We start from the raw sequence: 21,413 nt of genomic DNA, 5'->3' as shown, positions 1-21,413 counted from the left end.
CCCGTCTCTATTAGTGCTGGACCGAAATGTCAGTTCTATACGTCTGGGGGTTGTACGGCATATTGCCTTCCCCGTTCCAATCTGGCGGTCGTTCCCAAGTGCTCACTCGTAGTTGCACGGTTTCCTTGCCAGTGACGGGGTCGTAGACGGTGTCGACGACGGTGGGACCATAGGGGGCCGCTCCGCTTGGCCAGCCTGATCCCGGAGGGAAGAGCGGAACTGCTCGTGCATTCAGTAATCCCTCTGGTGTGGAAGCGGTTATCGCGCCGATCGGTTGATCACCGGGCAAGTCCTTGTTGAAGTTGTCCGAACCGACCAACATGAACCCACCGCCTTTCAGTGCAACGAGCTGGCTTTCTCGGTCTCCAGGGAGCCCCCGTATTTCGCCCTGTGGCTTGAGTGTCTGCATCCAGCCGTTCGGGTTTGCGGGGTCGATTGGATCAGACACGTAGAGCACTCGCGTCCGGTCGCCGGGATGCGGGCCGGTGTTTCCGACTACCACCACCCTGTTGGTCTTCGGATCGTAGGCGCCGCTCGCCTGCGATATTCCTGGCAGGACGCCAACGCTCTTCGATGGATCGGATAGGTCGACCACAGTCGTATCAGAGGTTGCATACTCAGGGTTATCTTTGCCGTTGGGCAGTTTGTACGGAACTTCGCTGTACAGCGCGTACTGCTTGCCATCGGGGCCGACGATTGTGCCAGTCGGGAGCGGCCGAACTTTGTCCTCCCCATTTGGGTTGTCCGGTGAAGGTTGGTTCGCTTCTATCTCTAACGGATTCTTCTCGCCGTTCAATGTGGGGTAGCCGGTGCGCCCGTCGCCGCTGATCTCGATGCCAGTCCCAGGAAGTGTGGAATTCAGGTCTGCTGCCTTGCTTTCCGGCCGCAGCGGCCCAGGCAGGCCGGTGATTTGCGGATCCCCCGTCTTGCCGGTGCCCGTTTCGCCGCCCTTGCCACCCTCGAGGTCGAACTCGCGCAACTTCGTTGTCATGCCGTCGAGTTGGTCGGCGACCTGTTGATCGGTCCATTCGAGCACGGACGCCCTGGCGCGAATATCGGCTTGCGCGTGCGTCGCCTGCAGTTTTCGCATCAGGGCCAGCGCAGGGCTGATGATCCACGGCAAGCGGTCGGTGACGGCCAACTCTTCACTCACCGAGAAGAACTGACCCTCAGTGTTCTTGATCGCGTTGACTGCATCGTTCTTCGCGGTGCCAATGGATTCCGCACCCGCCTTGGCAATGGCGGCAGCCTGCCTCATGAGATCGAGCGATGCCCGAACCTTGGCCAAATTATCGGACAACTTACCGTTGGCGCGGTCGGATGCCGGGCCTGTCCAAGGAACGCCGCCGACTGTGCTCTGTGCCTTGCCGTATTGCTCATCGATGATGTTGGCGGCCCGCTCCCACCCGAGCGACGCAGATTGCAGGTGGCCGGTCGTCCATCCCTCGATACGAGAACGCGTCAGCATCTCGACTCGGCACTCCTACTTCGGCGGGTTCATCGAGTTGATTACGGTTCGAGCGCCGGCCGAGTCGGTCGCGTCGTAATAGCGCGCGGCTTGGGCGATGTTGTCGGCGAAGGTGAGAAGGTTGGCCGAGCATTCGCTCATCACGTGATTCGTGGCCGCGGTGACGGCAACCGTGGCCTTCGCTGAAGGTTGATTGGCCGGAGGCTGCCATTCGTGAGTGAGTGAATCTCCGAGTTCGTCGCTGATCGCGGCCAGCTCTCGGGCAGCCCCTTTCAGAGCTGCGGTGTCGACTCTCAACGGCTGCGTCACTCATTCACCCTAATGCCCCTGATAAGGGCAGATGGGCACCGATTTCCCTCTCCAAACCTGAATCGGTTAGCCTCGCGAATTAACACCCGTCAAGGAGATTGTCATGGTCGATCCGCGCACCCCCGTCATCGTCGGCGTCGGACAGTTCACCGAACGCATCGATCTCGACGGCTACCGCGGGATGTCCTCGGTCGAGCTGGCCACCGAGGCGGCCAAAGCAGCTCTCCACGATTGCGGGGCCGACGCTGCTGCCGTGGCGCAAGCCATCGACACCGTGGCGGGTACTCGGCAGTTCGAGATCTCCGGCCCGCAGACGCCCACCCTGGGCATATCGAACAACTATCCACGCTCGGTGGCGCGCAACGTCGGTGCTGAGCCGGCCCGCGCCATCCTCGAGGTGATCGGCGGCCAGAGCCCGCAGCATCTGGTCACCGAGTTCTCCGCTGCCATCGCCAAAGGCGAGGCCGACGTGGTGATGTTGTTCGGCTCGGAGAACACCTCCACGCTGCGCCACTTCTCCAAGCGCGACGACAAGCCCGATCACTCCGAGACCATCGAGGGTCAGTTGGAGGACCGCGGCTTCGGGTACGACGGCATCTTCGACGAGTACACGATCAAGCACGGGCTGATCGGCGCCCCGGTGCAGTACGGCCTGCTGGAGAATGCGCGCCGGGCCCGGCTCGGGCTAACGGTGGCCGACTACCGGCAGGCGATGGCCGAGCTGTTCGCCCCCTTCTCGAAAGTGGCTGCCAAGAACCCCTATTCGTCGTCTCCGGTGGAGCGTTCGGCCGAGGAGCTGGCCACGGTCACCGAGAGCAACCGGATGATCTGTGACCCCTACCCACGCATGATGGTGGCCCGCGATCAGGTCAACCAGGGCGCCGCGGTGTTGCTGATGTCGGTGGAGACCGCACGGAAACTCGGTGTGCCCGAAGAGAAGTGGGTGTACCTCCGCGGACATGCCGACATGAAGGAAATCAAGCTGCTGGAGCGCACCGAACTCGGGTACAGCGATGCGGCGGTGATCGCGGTGAATGAAGCCCTCCGGGTCGCCGGCATCAGCCTTGACGACGTCGCGGCGTTCGATCTCTACAGTTGCTTCCCGTTTCCGGTGTTCAACATCTGTGACGGCACCGGGTTGGCGCCCGACGATGAGCGAGGTCTGACACTCACGGGTGGCCTGCCCTTCTTCGGCGGCCCGGGCAACAACTACTCCATGCACGGCATTGCCGAAGCTGTCAGTGAAATGCGCGACAAGCCAGGACGATTCGCCCTTGTCGGCGGCAACGGCGGTATCGCGAGCAAGTACTCGGTCGGCATCTACTCCACTGAGCCGGGCGATTGGGTGGCCGACGGCTGCGCCACTCTGCAGGAGGAGTTCAACACGCAGGAACGCGTGGCCATCACCGAAAAGGCCGACGGCTCAGCGACAATCGAGACTTACACGGTGCGCTATGACTGGACGCCGCGCACCGGCATCATCATCGGGCGCCTGGACGCCGACGGCAGCCGCTTCCTGGCGACGACTACCGACGAGGCGCTGCTGGAATTGCTCTGCGACGGTGAGCCACTGGGCGCGTCGATCGTCGTGGCATCCAGCGAGAAGCGGAACACTGCGACGCTGGCGTAGCACGCCCCGTCAGCCGAACCACAAAATCAACGCCAGGGTCGTTCCCCTCGAACTTTTACGACCCTGGCGTTGATCTCGGCGCGGAAAGCCGGCGCGAAAAGCAAGCGCGAGCTAGACGAGCGACGCCAGCTTGCCCGCGAGCCGCTCGACGTAGGCGGCCACGTCGGCCTCGGACTTGTCCGGAAGCCCGAACAGCACCTCGGTGACGCCCAGTTCGCGCCAGTGCGCAAGCTTCTCAGGGTCCGGCTTGAAGTCCAGCGCCACGATCTGGGGTGCGCCCGAGCGCCCGGCGGCAGCCCAGGTGTCCTGCAGCAGCTTGACCGGTTCGTCGATGTTGAAGTCGCGCGGTGTGGTGATCCAGCCGTCGGCCGACTTGGCGATCCACTTGAAGTTCTTCTCGTTGCCGGCCGCGCCGACCAGCACCGGGATGTGTGACTGCACGGGCTTGGGCCAGGCCCACGACGGTCCGAAGTTCACGAATTCGCCTTCGTACGAGGCTTCTTCCTCGGTCCACAGCGCACGCATGGCTTCCAGGTATTCGCGCAACATGGTGCGGCGGCGACCCGGCGGAACTTTGTGGTCGGCGAGTTCGTCTGTGTTCCAGCCGAATCCGACGCCCAACGAGACGCGACCGCCGGACAGGTGGTCCAGAGTGGCGATGGACTTGGCCAGCGTGATCGGGTCGTGCTCGACGGGCAGCGCGACGGCCGTCGACAGCCGCACCCGCGAGGTCACCGCGCACGCGGTGCCCAGCGACACCCACGGATCGAGGGTGCGCATGTAGCGATCGTCGGGCAGGGACTCGTCGCCGGTGGTGGGGTGAGCGGCCTCCCGTTTGATGGGGATATGGGTGTGCTCCGGCACGTAGAACGTCGTGAAGCCGTGATCGTCGGCGAGTTTGGCGGCCTTGGCCGGGGCAATGCCGCGGTCACTGGTGAAGAGAACGAGCCCATAGTCCATGTCCAGAATTAGAACGTGTTTCAGTCCGAGTAGCAAGACGGTCCGTCTCGTTGGGCGGCTCGGAACTCGCTCAGAACGAGAAAACTTCACCGCGAGCGATACCCGCGACGGCGGCGCGGGCGTTTGCTGGGATCCTCGACATGACGACTGAACGCATCGCCGACCACGTCAAGTTCGCCTACTGGGTGCCCAACGTCAGCGGCGGCCTCGTGACCAGCGATATCGAGCAGCGCACCGACTGGAACTACGAGTACAACAAGAAGCTGGCCCAGACCGCGGAGAACAACGGCTTCGAGTACGCCCTCAGTCAGGTTCGCTATGAGGCCAGCTACGGCGCCGAGTACCAGCACGAATCCACCAGCTTCAGCCTCGCCTTGTTGCTGGCCACCGAGAGACTCAAGGTCATCGCCGCGGTGCACCCCGGCCTGTGGCAGCCGGCCGTGCTGGCCAAGCTCGGCGCTACCGCCGATCACCTCAGCAATGGCCGTTTCGCGGTCAACGTCGTCTCGGGCTGGTTCAAGGACGAGTTCACCCACCTGGGCGAACCGTGGCTCGAGCACGACGAGCGCTACCGCCGCAGTGCGGAGTTCCTGCAGGTGTTACGCAAGATCTGGACAGAGGACGACGTGGACTTCCGCGGCGATTTCTACCGCATCCACGATTTCACCCTCAAGCCCAAGCCCCTCAATACCGCCGAGCGGCCCAACCCCGAGTTGTTCCAGGGCGGCAATTCCACCGCCGCGCGGCGCAACGGCGGCCATTACGCGGACTGGTACTTCTCGAACGGCAAAGACTTCGAGGGCATCACCGAACAGGTTGTCGAGGTCCGCGACCATGCCCGTGACGCAGGCCGTGAGGTGAGGGTCGGTCTGAACGGCTTCATCATCGCCCGCGACACCGAAAAGGAAGCAAAGGAGACACTGAAAGAGATCGTCGCCAAGGCCAACAAGCCCGCGGTCGAAGGCTTCCGCAGTGCGGTGCAACAGGCAGGCAACTCAACCGGTGACAAGAAGGGTATGTGGGCCGATTCCAGTTTTGAGGATCTGGTGCAGTACAACGACGGCTTCCGCACACAATTGATCGGCACACCCGAGCAGATCGCCGAACGCATTGCCGCATACCGCAAACGTGGCGTGGACCTCATCCTGGGCGGATTCCTGCATTTCCAAGAGGAAATCGAGTACTTCGGCGCGAAGGTTCTGCCGCTGGTGCGCGAAATCGAGGCCAGCGAAACAGATTCCGCCGACACACCCGTCCTGGTATCAGCTTGAGACCGCTCCGACACCACGCGCGCACGCCCGACACCCAGCTGGGTGCGCTAGCGTGGAAGCTCGAATCGCTCACGTGGTCGGTATTCATGCCTGCGTGAACACACGTCGCGAAGCTCGATAGCACAGGAGAGGTCATGACCTACCCGCCCAGTAACCCCGGATACCCGCCGCAGCCGGGTTCGCAGTTCGATGCAACCCAGCAGTTCGCCAAGGCTGTACCGGCTCCTGCGCCCGCCGCTCCGGCCAACGCCGCACCCGGTGAGAACAAGTTGCCCGAGATCCTGCTGGCCGTCGTGGCCGTTGCGGGCCTGCTCACCTACTTCGTGAGTTTCGCTCTCGAGCTCCAGGTCGTGCTCGGCACCCTGATCGTGCCGCTGGCCTTGGTGGCCGGACTGTTGGCCGGCGTGAGCCTGCTGCCCAAGCAGAAGAACCGCGGCGCCGTGGCGGCTGTCCTCGCGACCCTGGCGTTCCTGCTCTCGATCACGCTTCTGGTGGCCGCAGGCAGCGATGCCGACTGGACGCTGTACACGCTTCTCGTGCTCACTCTGGTCGAGGCCGGCGCCGCCATCACCGCGCTGCTGTTCGATGCAGGCATCATCACGCCTCCGGCGCCCAAGCCCCAGTTCGACCAGCAGCCGCAGTACGGCCAGTACGGTGGCCCGTCGCAGTACTACGGTCAGCAGCACCAGCCGCAGCATGGTGGCCAGCCCTACCAGCAGGCTCAGCCGCAGCGTCCCGGTTACCCGTCGCAGTACGGCGGTTACTCGGGTTCGTCGAACACCGGTGGTTTCCCCGTTCAGTCGCCGCAGGGCCAGCAGGGTCAGCAGCCGAGCGGCCCGCCGACCCCTCCGACCGGCTACCCCACCTACGGCCAGCCGCAGCAGTCGGGTTCGTCGGCGCCCACCAGCTCTGTCCCGGCACAGCCGCAGGCACAGCAGTCGCCTTCACAGCAATCTGGCCCCGCGTCGTCGTAAGCTGATCGGCGCGTGCGCTTCCCGCGCACGCGCCGATCATTGCGAGGAGCAGCCCAGCAAGTGAGTAACCGGCCAGTCGGCACCCGCCAGGCACGTGATCTGCTCCGGGTCGCCTTCGGGCCGTCCGTCGTAGCGCTGGTGGTCATTGCCGCGGTTGTGCTGTTGCAACTGCTCATCGCCAACAGCGACATGACGGGCGCGCTCGGTGCGATCGCCAGCATGTGGCTGGGCGTGCATCAGGTGCCGGTGTCGATCGGCGGCCGCGAACTCGGGGTGATGCCCCTGCTGCCGGTGCTGGCGATGATCTGGGGCACCGCGCGCACGACGGCCGCGGCCACTGCCGCCAATTCCTCCTGGTTCGTCACTCGTTGGGTCGTCGCCTCAGCGTTGGGCGGACCGATTCTGATCGCGGCCATCCTGTTGGCCGTCATTCATGACGCAGCCTCGGTGATCAGCGAACTGCAAACCCCCAGCGCCCTGCGCGCGTTCTGCAGCGTGCTGATCGTGCATGTGATCGGCGCATTGATCGGGGTCGGCTCGAAGGTTGGCAGGCGGACGCTGGCTGCCTCGCCCCTGCCGGGCTGGCTGCCTGAGGCGTTCCGCGCCGCGACCGCCGGTGTGCTGGCCCTTTTCGGTCTTTCCGGGGCGGTGACGGCCATGTCGCTGGTGGTGCACTGGGGCACGATGCACGACCTGTTCGCGATCACCGACAGCCTCTTCGGCCAGCTCAGCCTGACCCTGCTGTCGATCCTCTACATCCCCAACGTGATCGTGGGCGCGTCGGCCATGGCGGTCGGATCCAGCGCCCATGTGGGGTTGGCCGCTTTCAGTTCGTTCACGGTGTTCGGCGGCGACATCCCCGCGGTGCCGGTGCTGGCCGCGGTGCCCACGCCGCCGTTGGGCCCCATCTGGGTGGCGCTGCTGATCGTGGGAGCGGCCTCGGCGGTGGCGCTGGGCCAGCAGTGTGCGCGGCGGCCGTTGCCGATCGGGGCGGCGACGGGCAAGTTGCTGGTGGCATCGGTTCTGGCGGCGCTGACGATGGCTTTGCTCGGCTATGCCGGTGGCGGTCGGCTGGGCAACTTCGGCGACGTCGGGGTGGATCAGACGACGTTCGCGCCCGCGGTGTTCCTCTGGTTCGCCGGGATCGGCGGGCTGACCGTGGCCATGTCCGGTGGCCTGACCCGCAAGCCCCGCCCCGTCGTGCCGCCCAAACCCGAGCCGGTCGAGTCCGAGACCGCTCCGGAGCCCGAGCCCGAGGATGAGGTCGAGTACGCCGAGTACGTCGAGTCGGACGACGAGGTCGGTCCCGAACCCGAGCCCGAACCTGACCAGCCGCTGGTGTCGTGGTCTGCCGAGGAGCCGACGGCGGACGAGCCCGTCGAACCGGAGGCGGTGCCGGGCGAGTACGACGAACACGGCGACGACGAATACGACGACGATAAATACGACGACGATAAATACGACGACGATAAATACGACGACGTGCAGGAAACCGTCTACGAACCGCGTCCCCCGCGCTACGAAGACCTCGACGACGATCCCGAGGAGCACTTCATCGTCGACGACATGCCCGACGACCCAGTGACCGGCGATCAGTCGCGCCGTGCGGGCGACTAGGCTGCTGCGCGTGCAGCAACCGCTACGAGTGCCCCCGAGTGCACCGGCACGGCTGGTAGTGCTGGCTTCGGGGACAGGGTCGTTGCTCGCCTCGCTACTGGCCGCCGCCAATGATGACTATCCGGCGCGCGTGGTCGCGGTAGGAACCGACCGGAAGTGTGCCGCGGTGGACATCGCGGCAGCGGCGGGATTGCCGTCCTACACCTGCCGGCTGGGCGACTACCCCGACCGCGACGCCTGGGATGCCGCACTCACCGCGGCCACCGCCGAACACGAACCCGACTTGGTGGTCTCGGCCGGGTTCATGAAAATTCTCGGCGGCCAATTCCTTTCCCGATTCCCGGGCCGCGTGGTCAACACCCATCCGGCGTTGCTGCCCGCTTTTCCCGGCGCGCATGCGGTGCCCGAGGCGCTGGCGTATGGCGTGCGGGTGACGGGCTGCACGGTGCATCTCGTGGACTCCGGGATGGATACCGGGCCGATTCTGGCCCAGCAGGCCGTCGAGGTGCTCGATGATGACACTGAAGAGACTTTGCATGAGCGCATCAAGGTGGTCGAACGTCGACTGCTCGTGGATGTGTTGGCCGCGCTGGCAATCCGCGGCGTGACCTGGACTGGACGAAAGGCGACCATAGGGTGAGCGAGAAGAAACCGATCCGGCGAGCGCTGATCAGTGTCTATGACAAGACCGGCCTGGCCGATCTGGCCCGCGGCCTGCATGAGGCGGGCGTGGCCATCGTCTCCACCGGATCGACCGCCAAAACGATTGCCGCCGCCGGTGTTCCGGTCACGCCGGTGGAAGAGGTGACGGGTTTCCCCGAGGTGCTCGACGGCCGCGTCAAGACGCTGCACCCGCGAGTGCACGCCGGACTGCTGGCCGATACCCGCAAGGCCGAACATGTTGCGGCGCTGCAGGAACTTCAGGTCGAGGCGTTCGAACTCGTGGTGGTGAACCTGTACCCGTTCTCCGAGACCGTGGAGTCCGGGGCATCTGTGGACGAGTGTGTCGAGCAGATCGACATCGGCGGGCCGTCGATGGTGCGTGCGGCCGCCAAGAACCATCCGAGTGTGGCCGTGGTGGTGGATCCGCTGGGCTATGACGGTGTGCTGGCCGCGGTGCGGGCCGGGGGCTTCACTCTGGCCGAGCGGAAGATTCTGGCGTCGTTGGCATTCCGGCACACCGCCGAGTACGACGTGGCGGTGGCCAGCTGGATGGGGTCGACGCTGGCGCCGGAAGAGCCCGCGCAGAAGCTGCCGCAGTGGTTTGGCGGCACCTGGCATCGCAGCGCGGTGCTGCGCTACGGCGAGAACCCGCATCAGCAGGCCGCGGTGTATCGCGACGACTCCGCATGGCCGGGGCTGGCCCAAGCCGAGCAGCTGCACGGCAAGGAAATGTCCTACAACAACTACACCGATGCCGACGCGGCGTGGCGGGCGGCGTTCGACCACGAAGAGATCTGCGTGGCGATCATCAAGCACGCCAACCCGTGTGGCATCGCGATCTCCTCGGAGTCGGTGGCTGATGCGCATCGCAAGGCCCACGAGTGTGATCCGCTGAGTGCGTTCGGTGGCGTCATCGCCTCCAACACCGAGGTCAGTGTCGAGATGGCCGAGACCGTTGCCGACATCTTCACCGAGGTCATCGTCGCCCCGGCGTACGAGCCCGGTGCCGTCGAGATCTTGGCCCGCAAGAAGAACATCCGCATCCTGGTGGCGTCGGAGCCGCTGGTCGGTGGCGTCGAGCTGCGCCAGATCAGCGGCGGGGTGCTGCTGCAGCAGCGCGACGCACTCGACGCGGCGGGTGACGATCCGGCGAACTGGACGCTGGCCACCGGTGCGCCCGCCGACCCGCAGACTCTGAGCGATCTGGCGTTCGCCTGGCGGGCCTGCCGTGCGGTGAAGTCCAACGCCATCGTGATCGCCAAGGATGGCGCGACCGTGGGTGTCGGTATGGGGCAGGTGAATCGCGTCGACGCGGCCAGGCTGGCCGTGCAGCGGGCGGGCGACCGCGTGACCGGTTCGGTGGGCGCCTCCGATGCGTTCTTCCCGTTCCCCGACGGCCTCGAGACGCTGACGAATGCCGGTGTCAAGGCGATCGTGCACCCCGGCGGATCGGTGCGCGACGCTGAGGTGACGGCCGCTGCCGAGGCTGCCGGCATCACGTTGTACCTCACCGGTGCAAGGCATTTCGCGCACTAGTCGGTTGTGTGGTGGGCGGTTGGGCGGTTGCGCGGTTGGGCGCCGTTTTCGACACCTGGGCGGTCGATCGCGTGATGTGGCGACCCCCAGGTAGAAAACGGCGCACCGCTGTTGCGGGTGCCTGCGCCGTTTCCTACGCCCGGGCTGTGGTGAGTCCACGATCACGACCCAGAGGTAGCAAACGGCGAAGCACCACGCCGGGCAAATGCCTCACGGACCCTGTGCAGGATGAACGCCCTGCTGTGCTCGGCCACGACGCGGATGTCGATCCAGCCTTCGCGTTCGATGAGCTCGTTGCGGCCGATGTCGTGCACGACACGGGCGCGGTCTGTGGCGTGGTGTTTACCTTCGTAGTCCAATCCGACCTTGACATCGTCATAGCCCATATCGATGAACACCTCGGTGAAGCTGTCACTCACCCGGATCTGCGTCCGAGGGCGCCGGTAGCCCGCGTCGATGAGGAGCAGCCGCAGCCAGGTCTCCCGCGGAGACTGTCCACCGGCATCCATCAGATCGAGTGCTCTGCGGGCGCTTCGGATTCCACGCAGCCCGCGATACCGCGCAGCCAGTTCTAGCACTTGCTCGGCATCGACGCCTGTCGCGATGGCCAGTGCGTCGAGATGAGCAACCGCCTCGTCACGGGGAAGAAAGCGCGCGAGGTCAAGCGCCGTGCGAAGCGGTGTGGTGACCCTGAAATCGCCGACCTGGCAGATCTCGTCGGGCCGGATGCGTTCCTCGCGCACGATTACTCCGGGCCGCCGACGCCCGTGCTCGGTGATCAGTTCCACCGGCGAAGCGTCGTCGACCCATTGCGCGCCGTGCAGCGCTGCAGCTGCCCGGCCGGCGACGATTCCACGACGGCCAGTCCACAGCCATGCGGCCATGGTGTTGGAGCTCAGGTTCCGGACGGAGTCCTTCGCAAGGTAGACGCGTGGATGAGCCGCGGCGTATCGCCATCGCAGTTGGCCGCGGGTGAGGCTGCCCGCCGCGAGCGCCTCTGATCCGATGAATGGAATGCTCATGGCTCCGACGATCAACAACGTGACCGACGGATCGACGGCGCTCGGGTGCGCTTCTGCTGAGGTTGGGGATGAACCACGCGCTGTGGATCAACGAGTGCCGCTGGCGCCCAATGCGTCTGCGCCGCTTTCTACCGTGTGGTTGCCGAACCGCGCGCTCTACAACCCGTGCGTGGAAAACGGTGTGGTGCCCGCCAATGCGTCTGCGCCGCTTTCTACCGCATGGTCGCCGAACCGCGCGCTCGACAGCCCACAGGTGGAAAACGACGCGGTGCCTGCCAAGGTCGTTCGCCGCTTTCTACGCCAGGGTCGTAATCACGCGCTGGGCGCGACCCCTAGGTAGAAAACGACGCCCGCACCCCGCACGCAAGCCGCCCGCACGCAAGACACAAGCCCTACGCGCTCGCCTCGTCCTCGACCTCCGCAGTCGCATACGTGATGAACGACGTGATCTCCTCGACCGCGCGTCGCGCGTCGGGGTTGACGTCGAAGCTCAGCTGGAACATGTGCATTGCCCTGTCCCACACCTGAACCCACGCCGGAACGCCGGCGGCCTGAAGTTTGTCGGCGAGGGCGAAGGCGTCGTTCAGCAGCATTTCGTGCGTGCCGACCTGGAGCAGGAACGGGCCGAGCCCATGCAGATCCGCCTCGGGCGGCATCACCGGTGTGGGCCTGGTGCCGTTGACCGTCGCGAACACGTCATAGATGAACTTCACCGTCATGAACGGGAACATGACATCCCGGTGTTCTTGCAGCGCACGGTATTTCAGGTCCATGTCGGATGACGTCAACGGTGAGAGCAGCACCTGCCCGGCGGGCACCGGCAGCCCGGCATCGCGGGCGGCCAGGGCTGTGTCGGCGGCGAACAGTCCGCCGGCTGAATCACCGGCCAGGACAATACGATCGGGCGCGAACCCGAGCGACAGCGCCAGGCGGTAGCCGTCGAGCCCGTCGGCGACGGCATCCTCGATGTCGGCCTGCGGGGCCAGCCGGTAGCCGACGTTGAGCACGCGCGCCCCGGTGCTGGCCGACAGCTTCGACACGAAGCGTCGATGGGAGTTCAGGCCGAGGGTGACCAACGCCGAGCCGTGCAGGTAGACGATCACCGAATCGGAGTCGCGGGCCTCGGGGGCGATCACCCATTCGGCCGGGCAGTGGGGCAGCGCCACCGGGGTCACCTCGGTGCCGGGCAGCGGCTTGATGACCCGCAGTGGCCGGTCGATGATGTCGAGGCGCGCCCGCTGCAGCAGGGCGGGCGCGACCCGGTTGACGCCCATTCCGATCACGGTCAGTAGACCCAGCAATGGACGGACGAAGATTGCGGTGGCCCAGCCGAGTGCTCTGGACTGCAGAGATGCGGGACCGAAGTGCACAGTGGCCGGCCGGGTACGCCAATCGAGCGAATTCACGGTACCAAGGGTACCGGGTACCGCGCGTCCACCCGACTCAGGCCTGACTCAGGGCACGGTGATGGTGGCCTGCGCGTCGATCACCTTGTTGATGTCGGTCAGCACGGCCTTGTCGCGTTCGGTGGCGTCGGCGTTGATCTGCAGGACGTACACGGTGCCGGGGGCCTGGATCACGACGGTGGTCTGGCTGATGGCCCGGCGCTGGTCGCCTTTGGCATACGTCCCGGCCAGGTGGACCGTCGGGAAACCGCCGATGTTTCCGCGGGTCACATCACCCGTCGGCTTGTAGCCGGCCAGGTTCTGCAGCTCGCTGGGCGCGAACTCGAGCAGCTTGTCGGGATCGACGTCACCGGCCAGCTTGGAGATCAATGAGGTGACCGACGGCGGCTCGGGCGGGTTGATCTGGTCGTTGACGATCGCCGAGTAGGCCCAGGCCGGCGTGCGCGGGCCGGCGTCTATCCATCCGGGCGGGGTCGGCATGGTGAACACCGGCGCGCCCGGATCGCCGCGATGGACCGGCGTTTCGATGATGCCGGTCTGCTTGATGTAGTCGGCGATGGTGAAGGCATGCGCGGGCGGCTTGCGCGAGGACGTCGGCTCCCCACCGGAGACATCCGTGGCTTCTGCCGAGGTGGTCTCGCTCCCGCCTCCGCCGCCGTTGTCGCCGCCAGAGCTCACCGCGAGGGAGATGCCACCGACGAGCAGGATCGCCGCGCCGATCGCACCGGCCGCCAGGATCAGGTTGCGCCGGTTGTTCGACTTCTGGGGGATCGGCGTGTGTGGCAGTGGGGGCGGCCCGAAGTTGGTCTGTTGCGGCGGCCCACCCGGCCCACCCGGCCCACCCGGACCAACTGGCCCGCCCGGCCCGCCGTGGCCCTGCATGCCGAGCGGCGCGCCCGCGGCGACGGGTTTGCTGGAGGAGGTCTCGTTGCCCGTCCAGGATGAGGTGAACACCGGCGGTTCCGACGGTGTCGTGGGCCGAGGGTTCGACGGCGAGAGCGGGGCGGGCGGCGGGTTCACCGTCTTCGGGATGATCAGCGGTTTCGTCGGTGCGGCCGGCTCGTGGACAGGAGCCCCGGTGCGCAGGTCGGTGGTGGTTCCGGTGGCTGCTTCGGCGAGCGCGAGGGCGAAGTCGTGACAGGTGGCGTAGCGGTCCTTCGGATCCTTCGACAGCGCCTTGGCCATCACCGAATCGAAGCCTGCCAGTTCGGGTCTCGTGTCCGCGAGCTTGGGCGGCGGGGAGTTCAGGTGGTGGCTGATCACCACGGCCGGGTTGCTGTGTACGAACGGAGGGGCGCCGGTGAACAGACGGTAGGCAGTGGCCGCCAGCGAGTACTGATCGGCCCGGCCGTCGAGCGGCTGACCCATCAGCTGCTCGGGCGCGGTGTAGGACATCGAGCCCACGGTGATGTTGGTCGAGGTGAGCCCGTTGACCTCGTCGGCGCGCCGCGCGATACCGAAGTCCGTCAGCATGATGCGCCGTTTGGAATTCTGTTTGCTGGTGAGCAGGATGTTGGCAGGCTTGACGTCGCGGTGCAGCAGCTTGCGCTGGTGCGCGTAGTCCAGTGCGTCGCCGACGGCGGTGACGACCTCGACGACGTCCTCGGCCGGCATGCCCTTGGGGTACTGGTCATGCAGCAGCTTGGCGGCGTCGTGCCCATCGACGAAATCCATCGAGATCCACAGCCGGCCCTCGAATTCGCCGCGATCGTGGACGCCGACGATGTGCGGATGCCACAGCGTGGCGGCCATGTCGGCCTCGCGGATGAACCGCTGCCGGAATTCGTTGTCCGAGCTGACACTGATGGGCAGCACCTTGAGGGCGTCCTCGCGGGGTAACCGCGGGTGGGACGCCAGATAGACCTCGCCCATGCCACCAGTGCCCACCAACCGCACGATGGTGAACCCTGCGAATTCCTGACCGCTAGCCAACGGCATGGAGCGCAGACTACCGGTCGCAACGGTCGGGCAACGACTATGCCGGGGGACTTGCTCACCCGTGCCGGGTGCTAGCTGAGGCGCGGCCTTGACGCCCAAGTCTGGCGGGTGGCGATGTGCGCGCGCGTGTTCAGTCGTAGCGTGGAGTGGTGAGCCAACCCAAAAACGATGGTCGCCGGCCAGCCGGCTCCGGCGATCTGCCTCGTACCGTCGGTGAGCTTCGTGCCTCCGGCCATCGTGAGCGGGGCGTGAAATCCGAAATCCGGGAGAACCTGCTGTCCGCGCTGGCCGACCGGCGCGATATCTGGCCTGGGATTCTCGGCTTCCAGGACACCGTGATCCCTCAGCTGGAGCGGGCGCTGATCGCCGGGCACGACGTGGTGCTGCTGGGTGAGCGCGGCCAGGGCAAGACGCGGTTGTTGCGGGCGTTGACCGGGCTGCTCGACGAGTGGACGCCGGTGATCGCCGGGTCCGAGCTGGGCGAGCACCCGTACAGCCCGATCACACCGGAGTCGATTCGCCGGGCGGCCGATTCCGGCGAGGACCTTCCGATCGAGTGGCGGCACCGCAGTGAGCGGTATACGGAGAAGCTGGCCACCCCGGACACCAGCGTGGCCGACCTCGTCGGCGACATCGATCCCATCAAGGTGGCCGAGGGCCGCAGCCTGGGTGATCCGGAGACGATCGCCTACGGGCTGATCCCGCGGGCGCACCGCGGCATCGTGGCCGTCAACGAGCTGCCGGACCTGGCCGAGCGGATTCAGGTGTCGATGCTCAACGTCATGGAGGAGCGCGACATTCAGGTCCGCGGCTACACATTGCGGTTGCCGCTGGACGTGCTGGTGGTGGCGAGCGCCAACCCTGAGGACTACACCAACCGCGGCCGGATCATCACCCCGCTCAAGGACCGGTTCGGTGCCGAGATCCGGACGCACTACCCGCTGGAGATCGACGACGAGATCGGGGTGATCCGCCAGGAGGCCCAATTGGCCGCCGAGGTTCCGGATTATCTGCTCGGCGTGCTGGCCCGGTTCGCCCGCAATCTGCGTGAGTCGAGCTCGATCGACCAGCGTTCCGGTGTGTCGGCGCGTTTCGCGATCGCCGCCGCCGAGACGGTGGCGGCCTCGGCGCGGCACCGTTCGGCGATCCTGGGCGAGGACGATCCGGTGGCCCGGGTCGTCGACCTGTCGACCGTGATCGACGTGCTGCGCGGCAAGTTGGAGTTCGAGACGGGCGAGGAGGGACGCGAGCAGGCGGTGCTGGAGCACCTGCTGCGACGTGCCACCGCCGACACCGCGCAGCGGCTGCTGGGCGGCATCGACGTCGCGCCGCTGGTGGCCGCGGTCGAAGAGGGCTCGCCGGTGACCACCGGTGAGCGGGTGTCGGCCAAGGACGTCCTGGCCGCGTTACCCGATCTGGCCGTCGTCGACGCACTGGCAAGCCGGTTGGGTGCGGTATCGATCGGTGAGCGGGCAGCGGCGGTCGAATTGGCTTTGGAGGCGCTGTATCTGGCCAAACGCGTGGACAAGGTGACGGGGGAGGGCGAGACGGTCTATGGCTGATCGGGGGCACGGGCACACCTCGCGGTATTCGCGGTACACCGGTGGCCCCGACCCGCTGGCACCGCCGATCGATCTGCGCGACGCGCTCGAGCAGATCGGTCAGAACGTCATGGAAGGCAGCTCGCCGCGTCGTGCGCTCTCCGAGCTGATGCGTCGCGGCACCGAGGGCATGCGCGGCACCGACCGGCTGGCCGCCGAGGCCAACCGCAAGCGCCGGGAGTTGTTGCAGCGGCACAACCTTGACGGCACGCTGCAGGAGATCAAGAAGCTGCTCGACGAGGCCGTGCTGGCCGAGCGCAAGGAGCTGGCCCGCGCCCTCGACGACGACGCGCGGTTCGGCGAACTGCAGATGGAGGCGCTCTCGCCGTCACCGGCCAAGGCCGTTCAGGAACTGGCCGACTACGACTGGCGCAGCCCCGAGGCGCGTCAGAAGTACGAGCAGATCCGGGATCTGCTGGGCCGCGAGATGCTGGATCAGCGGTTCGCCGGCATGAAGGAGGCGTTGGAGAACGCCACCGACGAGGACCGGCAGCGGGTCAACGACATGCTCGACGACCTGAACGATCTGCTGGACAAGCACGCTCGCGGTGAGGACACCGCGCAGGACTTCCAAGATTTCATGGACAAGCACGGGGAGTTCTTCCCGGAGGATCCGCAGAACATCGATGAGCTCCTTGACTCGTTGGCCAAGCGGGCCGCTGCCGCGCAGCGGTTCCGCAACAGCCTGTCGGCCGAGCAACGGGCCGAGCTGGATTCCTTGGCGCAGCAGGCGTTTGGTTCCCCATCGTTGATGAACGCGCTGGGTCGGCTCGATTCGCACCTGCAGGCCGCCCGGCCGGGCGAGGATTGGACCGGCTCGGAGCGGTTCTCCGGTGGTGATCCGCTGGGCATGGGAGAGGGCGCTCAAGCGCTGTCCGACATCGCCGAGTTGGAGCAGTTGGCAGACGCGTTGTCGCAGAGCTATTCCGGGGCGTCGATGGACGACGTCGACCTTGAGGCGCTGGCCCGTCAGCTCGGCGATGACGCCGCGGTCGATGCCCGCACCCTGTCCGAGCTCGAGAAGGCCCTGGTGAACCAGGGTTTCATCGACCGCGGCTCCGACGGGCAGTGGCGGCTGTCGCCCAAGGCCATGCGTCAGCTCGGCCAGACCGCGCTGCGTGATGTGGCGCAACAGCTTTCGGGTCGTCACGGTGAGCGGGACACCCGTCGGGCCGGTGCGGCCGGGGAGTTGACCGGGGCCACGCGCCCTTGGGAGTTCGGCGATACCGAGCCGTGGAACGTCACCCGCACGGTGACCAATGCGGTGCTGCGCCAGGCCGGGACGGGGATCGTCGAGCGGCCGATCCGGTTCGCGGTCGAGGACGTCGAGATCTCCGAGACCGAAACCCGCACCCAGGCCTGTGTGGCGCTGTTGGTGGACACCAGCTTCTCCATGGTGATGGAGAACCGCTGGTTGCCGATGAAGCGCACGGCGCTGGCCCTCAACCATCTGGTGAGCACGCGGTTCCGCTCAGATGAGTTGCAGATCATCGCCTTTGGCCGGTACGCGCGCACGGTCACGGCGGGTGAGCTGACCGGACTGGAGGGTGTGTACGAGCAGGGCACCAATCTGCACCATGCGCTGGCGCTGGCGAGCCGGCATCTGCGTCGTCATCCCAATGCCCAGCCGGTCGTGCTCGTGGTGACCGATGGCGAGCCCACCGCGCACCTGGAGGACTTCGGCGACGGGGATGGCTCTGAAGTGTTCTTCGACTACCCGCCGCACCCACGCACCATCGCCCACACCGTTCGCGGGTTCGACGAGGTGGCCCGGCTGGGCGCACAGGTGACGATCTTCCGGCTGGGTTCGGATCCCGGCCTGGCCCGGTTCATCGATCAGGTGGCCCGCCGGGTGCAGGGCCGGGTGGTGGTGCCGGATCTCGACGGGCTGGGTGCCGCGGTGGTCGGCGACTATCTGCACTCGCGTCGCCGCTGACTTAAGCGGCACTCGGCGGAAAGCACATTCGCGTAGTCTCTGTCTGCGATGGGGGACACGAAGCGTGGTGTGGCCGCGCTGGCGGCGGTGCTGATTCTCAGCGGGTGTACGCAGACGACGGACGGCACCGCGACGGCGGGCTTCGAACCGTCCGCGCACTCGACGGGATCGGGCAACACCACGGCACCGACGTCGCCCGGATACAAGGCCCAGACCTGCGAGCAACTGCATTCAGATCGCTGGATCGAGCTGCCGGGCACCGCCCCGGATGAGCCGAGAGTGCGCATCGCGCAGCCGCCAGGGTGGGAACCCATGCCGGAGTTGGCCAAGGGCGCAGTCAAATTGGTGCTTCGCAATGTGTCGCTCAGCGACGGCGTGACGAATCCGGCCGTGACGGTGGCCACCGGGGATGCGACCGACGGCGAGCGTTCGCCCAAAGATCTGCTGAAGGACAGCGTCCAGGGGTTTGAAGCCGGTGGTGGCCAGAACATCACCCAGGAACCCGCGGAGGTCTGTGGGTTTCCGGCGTTGATGGCGAACTACACCGTGCCGCCCGACGACGACGGCGGCAAAACGATCTACGTGACCGGGGTGACGGTGATGGTGCCGCTCGGGTCGCGGGTGTGGAACGTCGTGGCGCTGGCGCAGAGCACCGCCCCCGACAACAAGACCTATATGGCTGACGCCCAGGTGATGCTGGCGGGCTTGCGGATCGCGATGCCCCGCTGAGTCCCTCCGGGCTCGGCAACCAGCCAAATACCCGGGAGCGACGCCGGCCAGTAAAAGGCACCGGCCGCGCTGCGGTCCCGCTCGCTCCTGTCGAACGACTTCATGCCGCAGGGCCGGGGCGCGCGTCGCGCTGCCGGGTGTGGCTGGGCCGCGCCACCGGGCCGCTGCCGACGCCGGATGCCGGCGAGGGTGACCCAGGGACGAACCTGAGTGAAAACGCCGCTTTTTCTCAGGGTCCAATGTTTGCCAAGGCGCCGCCGCCGTAGCAATGGATACCAGTTGTTAACCGTTGGTTAAGGCGGCGAGGCGGGGCGGTTATGAGCGCGTCCGAACGGTTGATTGCAATTGCAAATAACTGCCGATGCGTCGGGCCTTTGCGACGACTGCCGGCCGGATTCGGGGCGTCGCTCGTAAAGCTGCGGCCATAACTCGCAAAGACCCGGAGTCGGGTCGCCGGCGTTGGACGGCTCGTGATGCGGTCGTAGGCGAGGGGTGGGCACGCATGTCCGCGCCACGCCGAGGTGAACTCGCACTATGAGTGCTTGCTGTGAGGCTCGCCTGAAGCCGCTGTGCGGCTCTGGGTGCGCTTCCGGCAACTGTGCCGGCCCGTCCAAACCTTCGGTTCGGCGGCGGGTTGCCGGGCACGCGGCCGGTGCAATTCCTCCCGCAGACCCGAGGTCGGCGAGGTAGCGGGTGTCGCAGGAAACGACTCAAATGACGCGATTGAATTTGCATTGAAAAATTTGTCCGCAACACGTCGCCCAAGGCCGCACGAAGCGGTGCGAAAGTAACTAATGTCCTGCCTCTATAAAGGTTGCGGGAGGTGTCACCGGGGCTTACAGTTCTCAGGAACTTCTAAGTTGCACTCCGGTACCGACAACGGGTCCTCCGAACCCGGCTCGCGCTCAAGATAAAGGGGCCACCGCATGGCTGTTCGTCCGCTCGTCACCACTGGCGTCGCACTCCTGAGCGCGGGCGCGGTGATTGCCGGGACTCCTGCACTGTTCGTTCCCCGCGACGAGGTGACGATCACCGCGTCGACCATCGACTCTCCGGCCCATCGGACGCTGACTCAAGAGCAGATCAACCTGCTGGCGTTCTCGCTCGAAGGTCTCTGGCACGCCTACACCCAGGGCTACGGCGGGATCTACACGGGGACTTTGGACGGCGACTGCTCCGCCGACGGTGCGGTGTGCCGGAACGGGCTCAGCGGAGCGGCCTACTACTTCAGCGACAACGTGTTGCCACTCGGTAACCTCGACAACATCGCGTTCGAGGGCGGCCTGTCGGAGTTCCTGTTCCTCGGGGCAACGGCCGTCGCCTCCGCGATCCCGGATCCCACCGGTCGTCTGGATCTGCCGAAGCGTGTCGACGAGTACTTCCACGGCTTCAGCGGAACTAATTATTTGGGCGACACATCGGTTGCGGTCGGGTTGTCTTCGGTCGTCTACAGCATCATCAACGACAACGTGCCCGACGGCGGGTTCCTGCAGGCCGTGAATGACGCCTACTTCAGCGGGTATGGCTCGCAGTCGGGCATCAGTGCCGTCGTCACCTACGTGGTTGACGCCATCACGCAGGACACCGTTCATCCGCAGCCGACTTTGGGCGTCGGTCCTCAAACGGCCACCGCCGATGAACCGAGTGCACTCCTGAAGGCCGAACCCGAGCCGGGTTCCGCCACCTCCACGAGCCTGCCCAACGTCGGCAAGCTGTTGAACCTGCCGACACCGAAATTCAAGGCGCCCGAATTCAAGGCACCGGAGTTCAAGGCGCCGGTGTCCCCGCTCGGAGCGAATCTCGACGTTCAGGGCAAGGTTCAGGAAGAGGTCACTGTCGACGAGACCGTCGAGGGCGGGACCGAAGGCACTCCGGTGGTCAATGAGCCGACCAAGCCCGAGGCGCCCAAGCTGACTCTGCCGAAGCTGAATCTGAAGCTGCCCAACACAAAGCTCAAAGAGGCTGCGGCTGAAGAGGAGTCGGAGGATCCGGCCGGGTCCGGCGTTACCTCCGGGGCCCCGAACAAGTTCGAGCCCCAGATTCTCTTCGGCAACAAGGGCAAGTCCACCGGTGGTCACAACTTCCTGAAGGACATCGACAACGCCGTCAAGAAGTTCACCGGCGGTGGCGACGAGAAGTCCACGGACGGCGCCGGCTCCGACAGCAACGGTGACAGCAGCAAATAATCTCTAGCGTCAACTCCACGGCCCCTGTCAAAAGGGGCCGTGGATTCGTTTTGGCGATCTGACCTAGTCGTCGGGGCGGCTGCGCTCGGCAAACTGACCCGAGCGCGCGATCGGCGAACCGCCCGGAGCCGCGGCCGTCGAATCCTGACGTAGTAGTTGCCATGGCA

Annotated in this window: 17 protein-coding genes; 11 read left to right on the top strand and 6 right to left on the bottom strand. The window is 66.1% G+C overall.

Annotated features, from left to right (window positions below):
* Window positions 1–10: 10 nt before the first annotated feature.
* Window positions 11–1,468 (bottom strand): hypothetical protein, encoded by a 1,458-nt coding sequence (locus H977_RS0123280; RefSeq protein ID WP_029110122.1) that lies wholly within the window; start codon window positions 1,466–1,468, stop codon window positions 11–13.
* Window positions 1,469–1,483: 15 nt separating this feature from the next.
* Window positions 1,484–1,777 carry a type VII secretion target gene (locus tag H977_RS0123275; protein ID WP_029110121.1) on the bottom strand — a complete coding sequence of 98 codons (294 nt, stop codon included), beginning with the start codon at window positions 1,775–1,777 and terminating at the stop codon, window positions 1,484–1,486.
* 103 nt (window positions 1,778–1,880) lie between these two features.
* Between H977_RS0123275 and H977_RS0123270 the strand changes: the two genes are divergently transcribed.
* Window positions 1,881–3,407, top strand: a complete 1,527-nt coding sequence (locus tag H977_RS0123270; protein ID WP_029110120.1) for an acetyl-CoA acetyltransferase — start codon at window positions 1,881–1,883, stop codon at window positions 3,405–3,407.
* Window positions 3,408–3,518: 111 nt separating this feature from the next.
* On the opposite strand, the gene H977_RS0123265 is transcribed toward H977_RS0123270, so the two are convergent.
* On the bottom strand, window positions 3,519–4,367 hold the full coding sequence (locus tag H977_RS0123265) for an LLM class F420-dependent oxidoreductase (RefSeq protein ID WP_029110119.1): 849 nt from the start codon (window positions 4,365–4,367) through the stop codon (window positions 3,519–3,521).
* 140 nt (window positions 4,368–4,507) lie between these two features.
* On the opposite strand from H977_RS0123265, the gene sfnG reads away from it, so the two are divergent.
* The 5 genes from sfnG (at window position 4,508) to purH (ending at window position 10,428) form a co-directional block, all read left to right on the top strand.
* Window positions 4,508–5,638, top strand: coding sequence for a dimethylsulfone monooxygenase SfnG (sfnG, locus tag H977_RS0123260; RefSeq protein WP_029110118.1), 1,131 nt, complete (start codon window positions 4,508–4,510; stop codon window positions 5,636–5,638).
* A 134-nt stretch (window positions 5,639–5,772) separates the two neighbouring features.
* Window positions 5,773–6,612, top strand: a complete 840-nt coding sequence (locus tag H977_RS0123255; RefSeq protein WP_029110117.1) for a DUF5336 domain-containing protein — start codon at window positions 5,773–5,775, stop codon at window positions 6,610–6,612.
* 60 nt (window positions 6,613–6,672) lie between these two features.
* Complete coding sequence (locus H977_RS0123250) at window positions 6,673–8,229, top strand: cell division protein PerM (RefSeq protein WP_029110116.1); 1,557 nt, start codon at window positions 6,673–6,675, stop codon at window positions 8,227–8,229.
* A 10-nt stretch (window positions 8,230–8,239) separates the two neighbouring features.
* The gene (gene purN / locus H977_RS0123245) at window positions 8,240–8,869 is read left to right on the top strand and encodes a phosphoribosylglycinamide formyltransferase (RefSeq protein WP_029110115.1); all 630 of its coding nucleotides are present in this window, start codon (window positions 8,240–8,242) and stop codon (window positions 8,867–8,869) included.
* Window positions 8,866–10,428, top strand: a complete 1,563-nt coding sequence (gene purH, locus H977_RS0123240; RefSeq protein WP_029110114.1) for a bifunctional phosphoribosylaminoimidazolecarboxamide formyltransferase/IMP cyclohydrolase — start codon at window positions 8,866–8,868, stop codon at window positions 10,426–10,428. The genes purN and purH overlap by 4 nt, the downstream gene beginning before the upstream one ends.
* 161 nt (window positions 10,429–10,589) lie before the next feature.
* On the opposite strand, the gene H977_RS0123235 is transcribed toward purH, so the two are convergent.
* Window positions 10,590–11,450: a type IV toxin-antitoxin system AbiEi family antitoxin gene (locus H977_RS0123235; protein ID WP_029110113.1), complete on the bottom strand. Its 861-nt coding sequence runs from the start codon at window positions 11,448–11,450 to the stop codon at window positions 10,590–10,592.
* On the opposite strand from H977_RS0123235, the gene H977_RS35400 reads away from it, so the two are divergent.
* Window positions 11,449–11,790: a hypothetical protein gene (locus tag H977_RS35400; RefSeq protein WP_155946794.1), complete on the top strand. Its 342-nt coding sequence runs from the start codon at window positions 11,449–11,451 to the stop codon at window positions 11,788–11,790. The genes H977_RS0123235 and H977_RS35400 overlap by 2 nt on opposite strands.
* Before the next feature lie 52 nt (window positions 11,791–11,842).
* Here the strand turns inward: H977_RS35400 and H977_RS33760 are convergent, their stop codons facing one another.
* Window positions 11,843–12,856, bottom strand: coding sequence for an alpha/beta hydrolase (locus H977_RS33760; RefSeq protein WP_036476935.1), 1,014 nt, complete (start codon window positions 12,854–12,856; stop codon window positions 11,843–11,845).
* Between the two features lie 48 nt (window positions 12,857–12,904).
* Complete coding sequence (locus H977_RS0123225; RefSeq protein ID WP_029110112.1) at window positions 12,905–14,794, bottom strand: LpqN/LpqT family lipoprotein; 1,890 nt, start codon at window positions 14,792–14,794, stop codon at window positions 12,905–12,907.
* Window positions 14,795–14,943: 149 nt separating this feature from the next.
* Here H977_RS0123225 and H977_RS0123220 point away from each other — a divergent pair, with 149 nt between their 5' ends.
* The 4 genes from H977_RS0123220 to H977_RS34510 all read left to right on the top strand — a co-directional run bounded on the left by H977_RS0123220 (window position 14,944) and on the right by H977_RS34510 (window position 21,246).
* Complete coding sequence (locus H977_RS0123220; protein WP_196808310.1) at window positions 14,944–16,356, top strand: sigma 54-interacting transcriptional regulator; 1,413 nt, start codon at window positions 14,944–14,946, stop codon at window positions 16,354–16,356.
* A complete protein-coding gene (locus tag H977_RS0123215; protein ID WP_029110110.1) occupies window positions 16,349–18,331 on the top strand; it encodes a vWA domain-containing protein in 1,983 nt (660 codons plus the stop codon). Before H977_RS0123220 ends, H977_RS0123215 begins: the two co-directional genes overlap by 8 nt.
* A gap of 48 nt (window positions 18,332–18,379) precedes the next feature.
* Window positions 18,380–19,060: a hypothetical protein gene (locus H977_RS0123210; RefSeq protein ID WP_029110109.1), complete on the top strand. Its 681-nt coding sequence runs from the start codon at window positions 18,380–18,382 to the stop codon at window positions 19,058–19,060.
* A 926-nt stretch (window positions 19,061–19,986) separates the two neighbouring features.
* Window positions 19,987–21,246: a hypothetical protein gene (locus H977_RS34510; protein WP_051289021.1), complete on the top strand. Its 1,260-nt coding sequence runs from the start codon at window positions 19,987–19,989 to the stop codon at window positions 21,244–21,246.
* Window positions 21,247–21,413 lie beyond the last annotated feature (167 nt).

Origin of the sequence: Mycobacterium sp. URHD0025 (genome assembly GCF_000426065.1) — a bacterium.
GTDB lineage: Bacteria > Actinomycetota > Actinomycetes > Mycobacteriales > Mycobacteriaceae > Mycobacterium.
The sequence above is the reverse complement of the archived record's forward strand: the minus strand, read 5'-3'. Positions and strand labels throughout refer to the sequence as shown.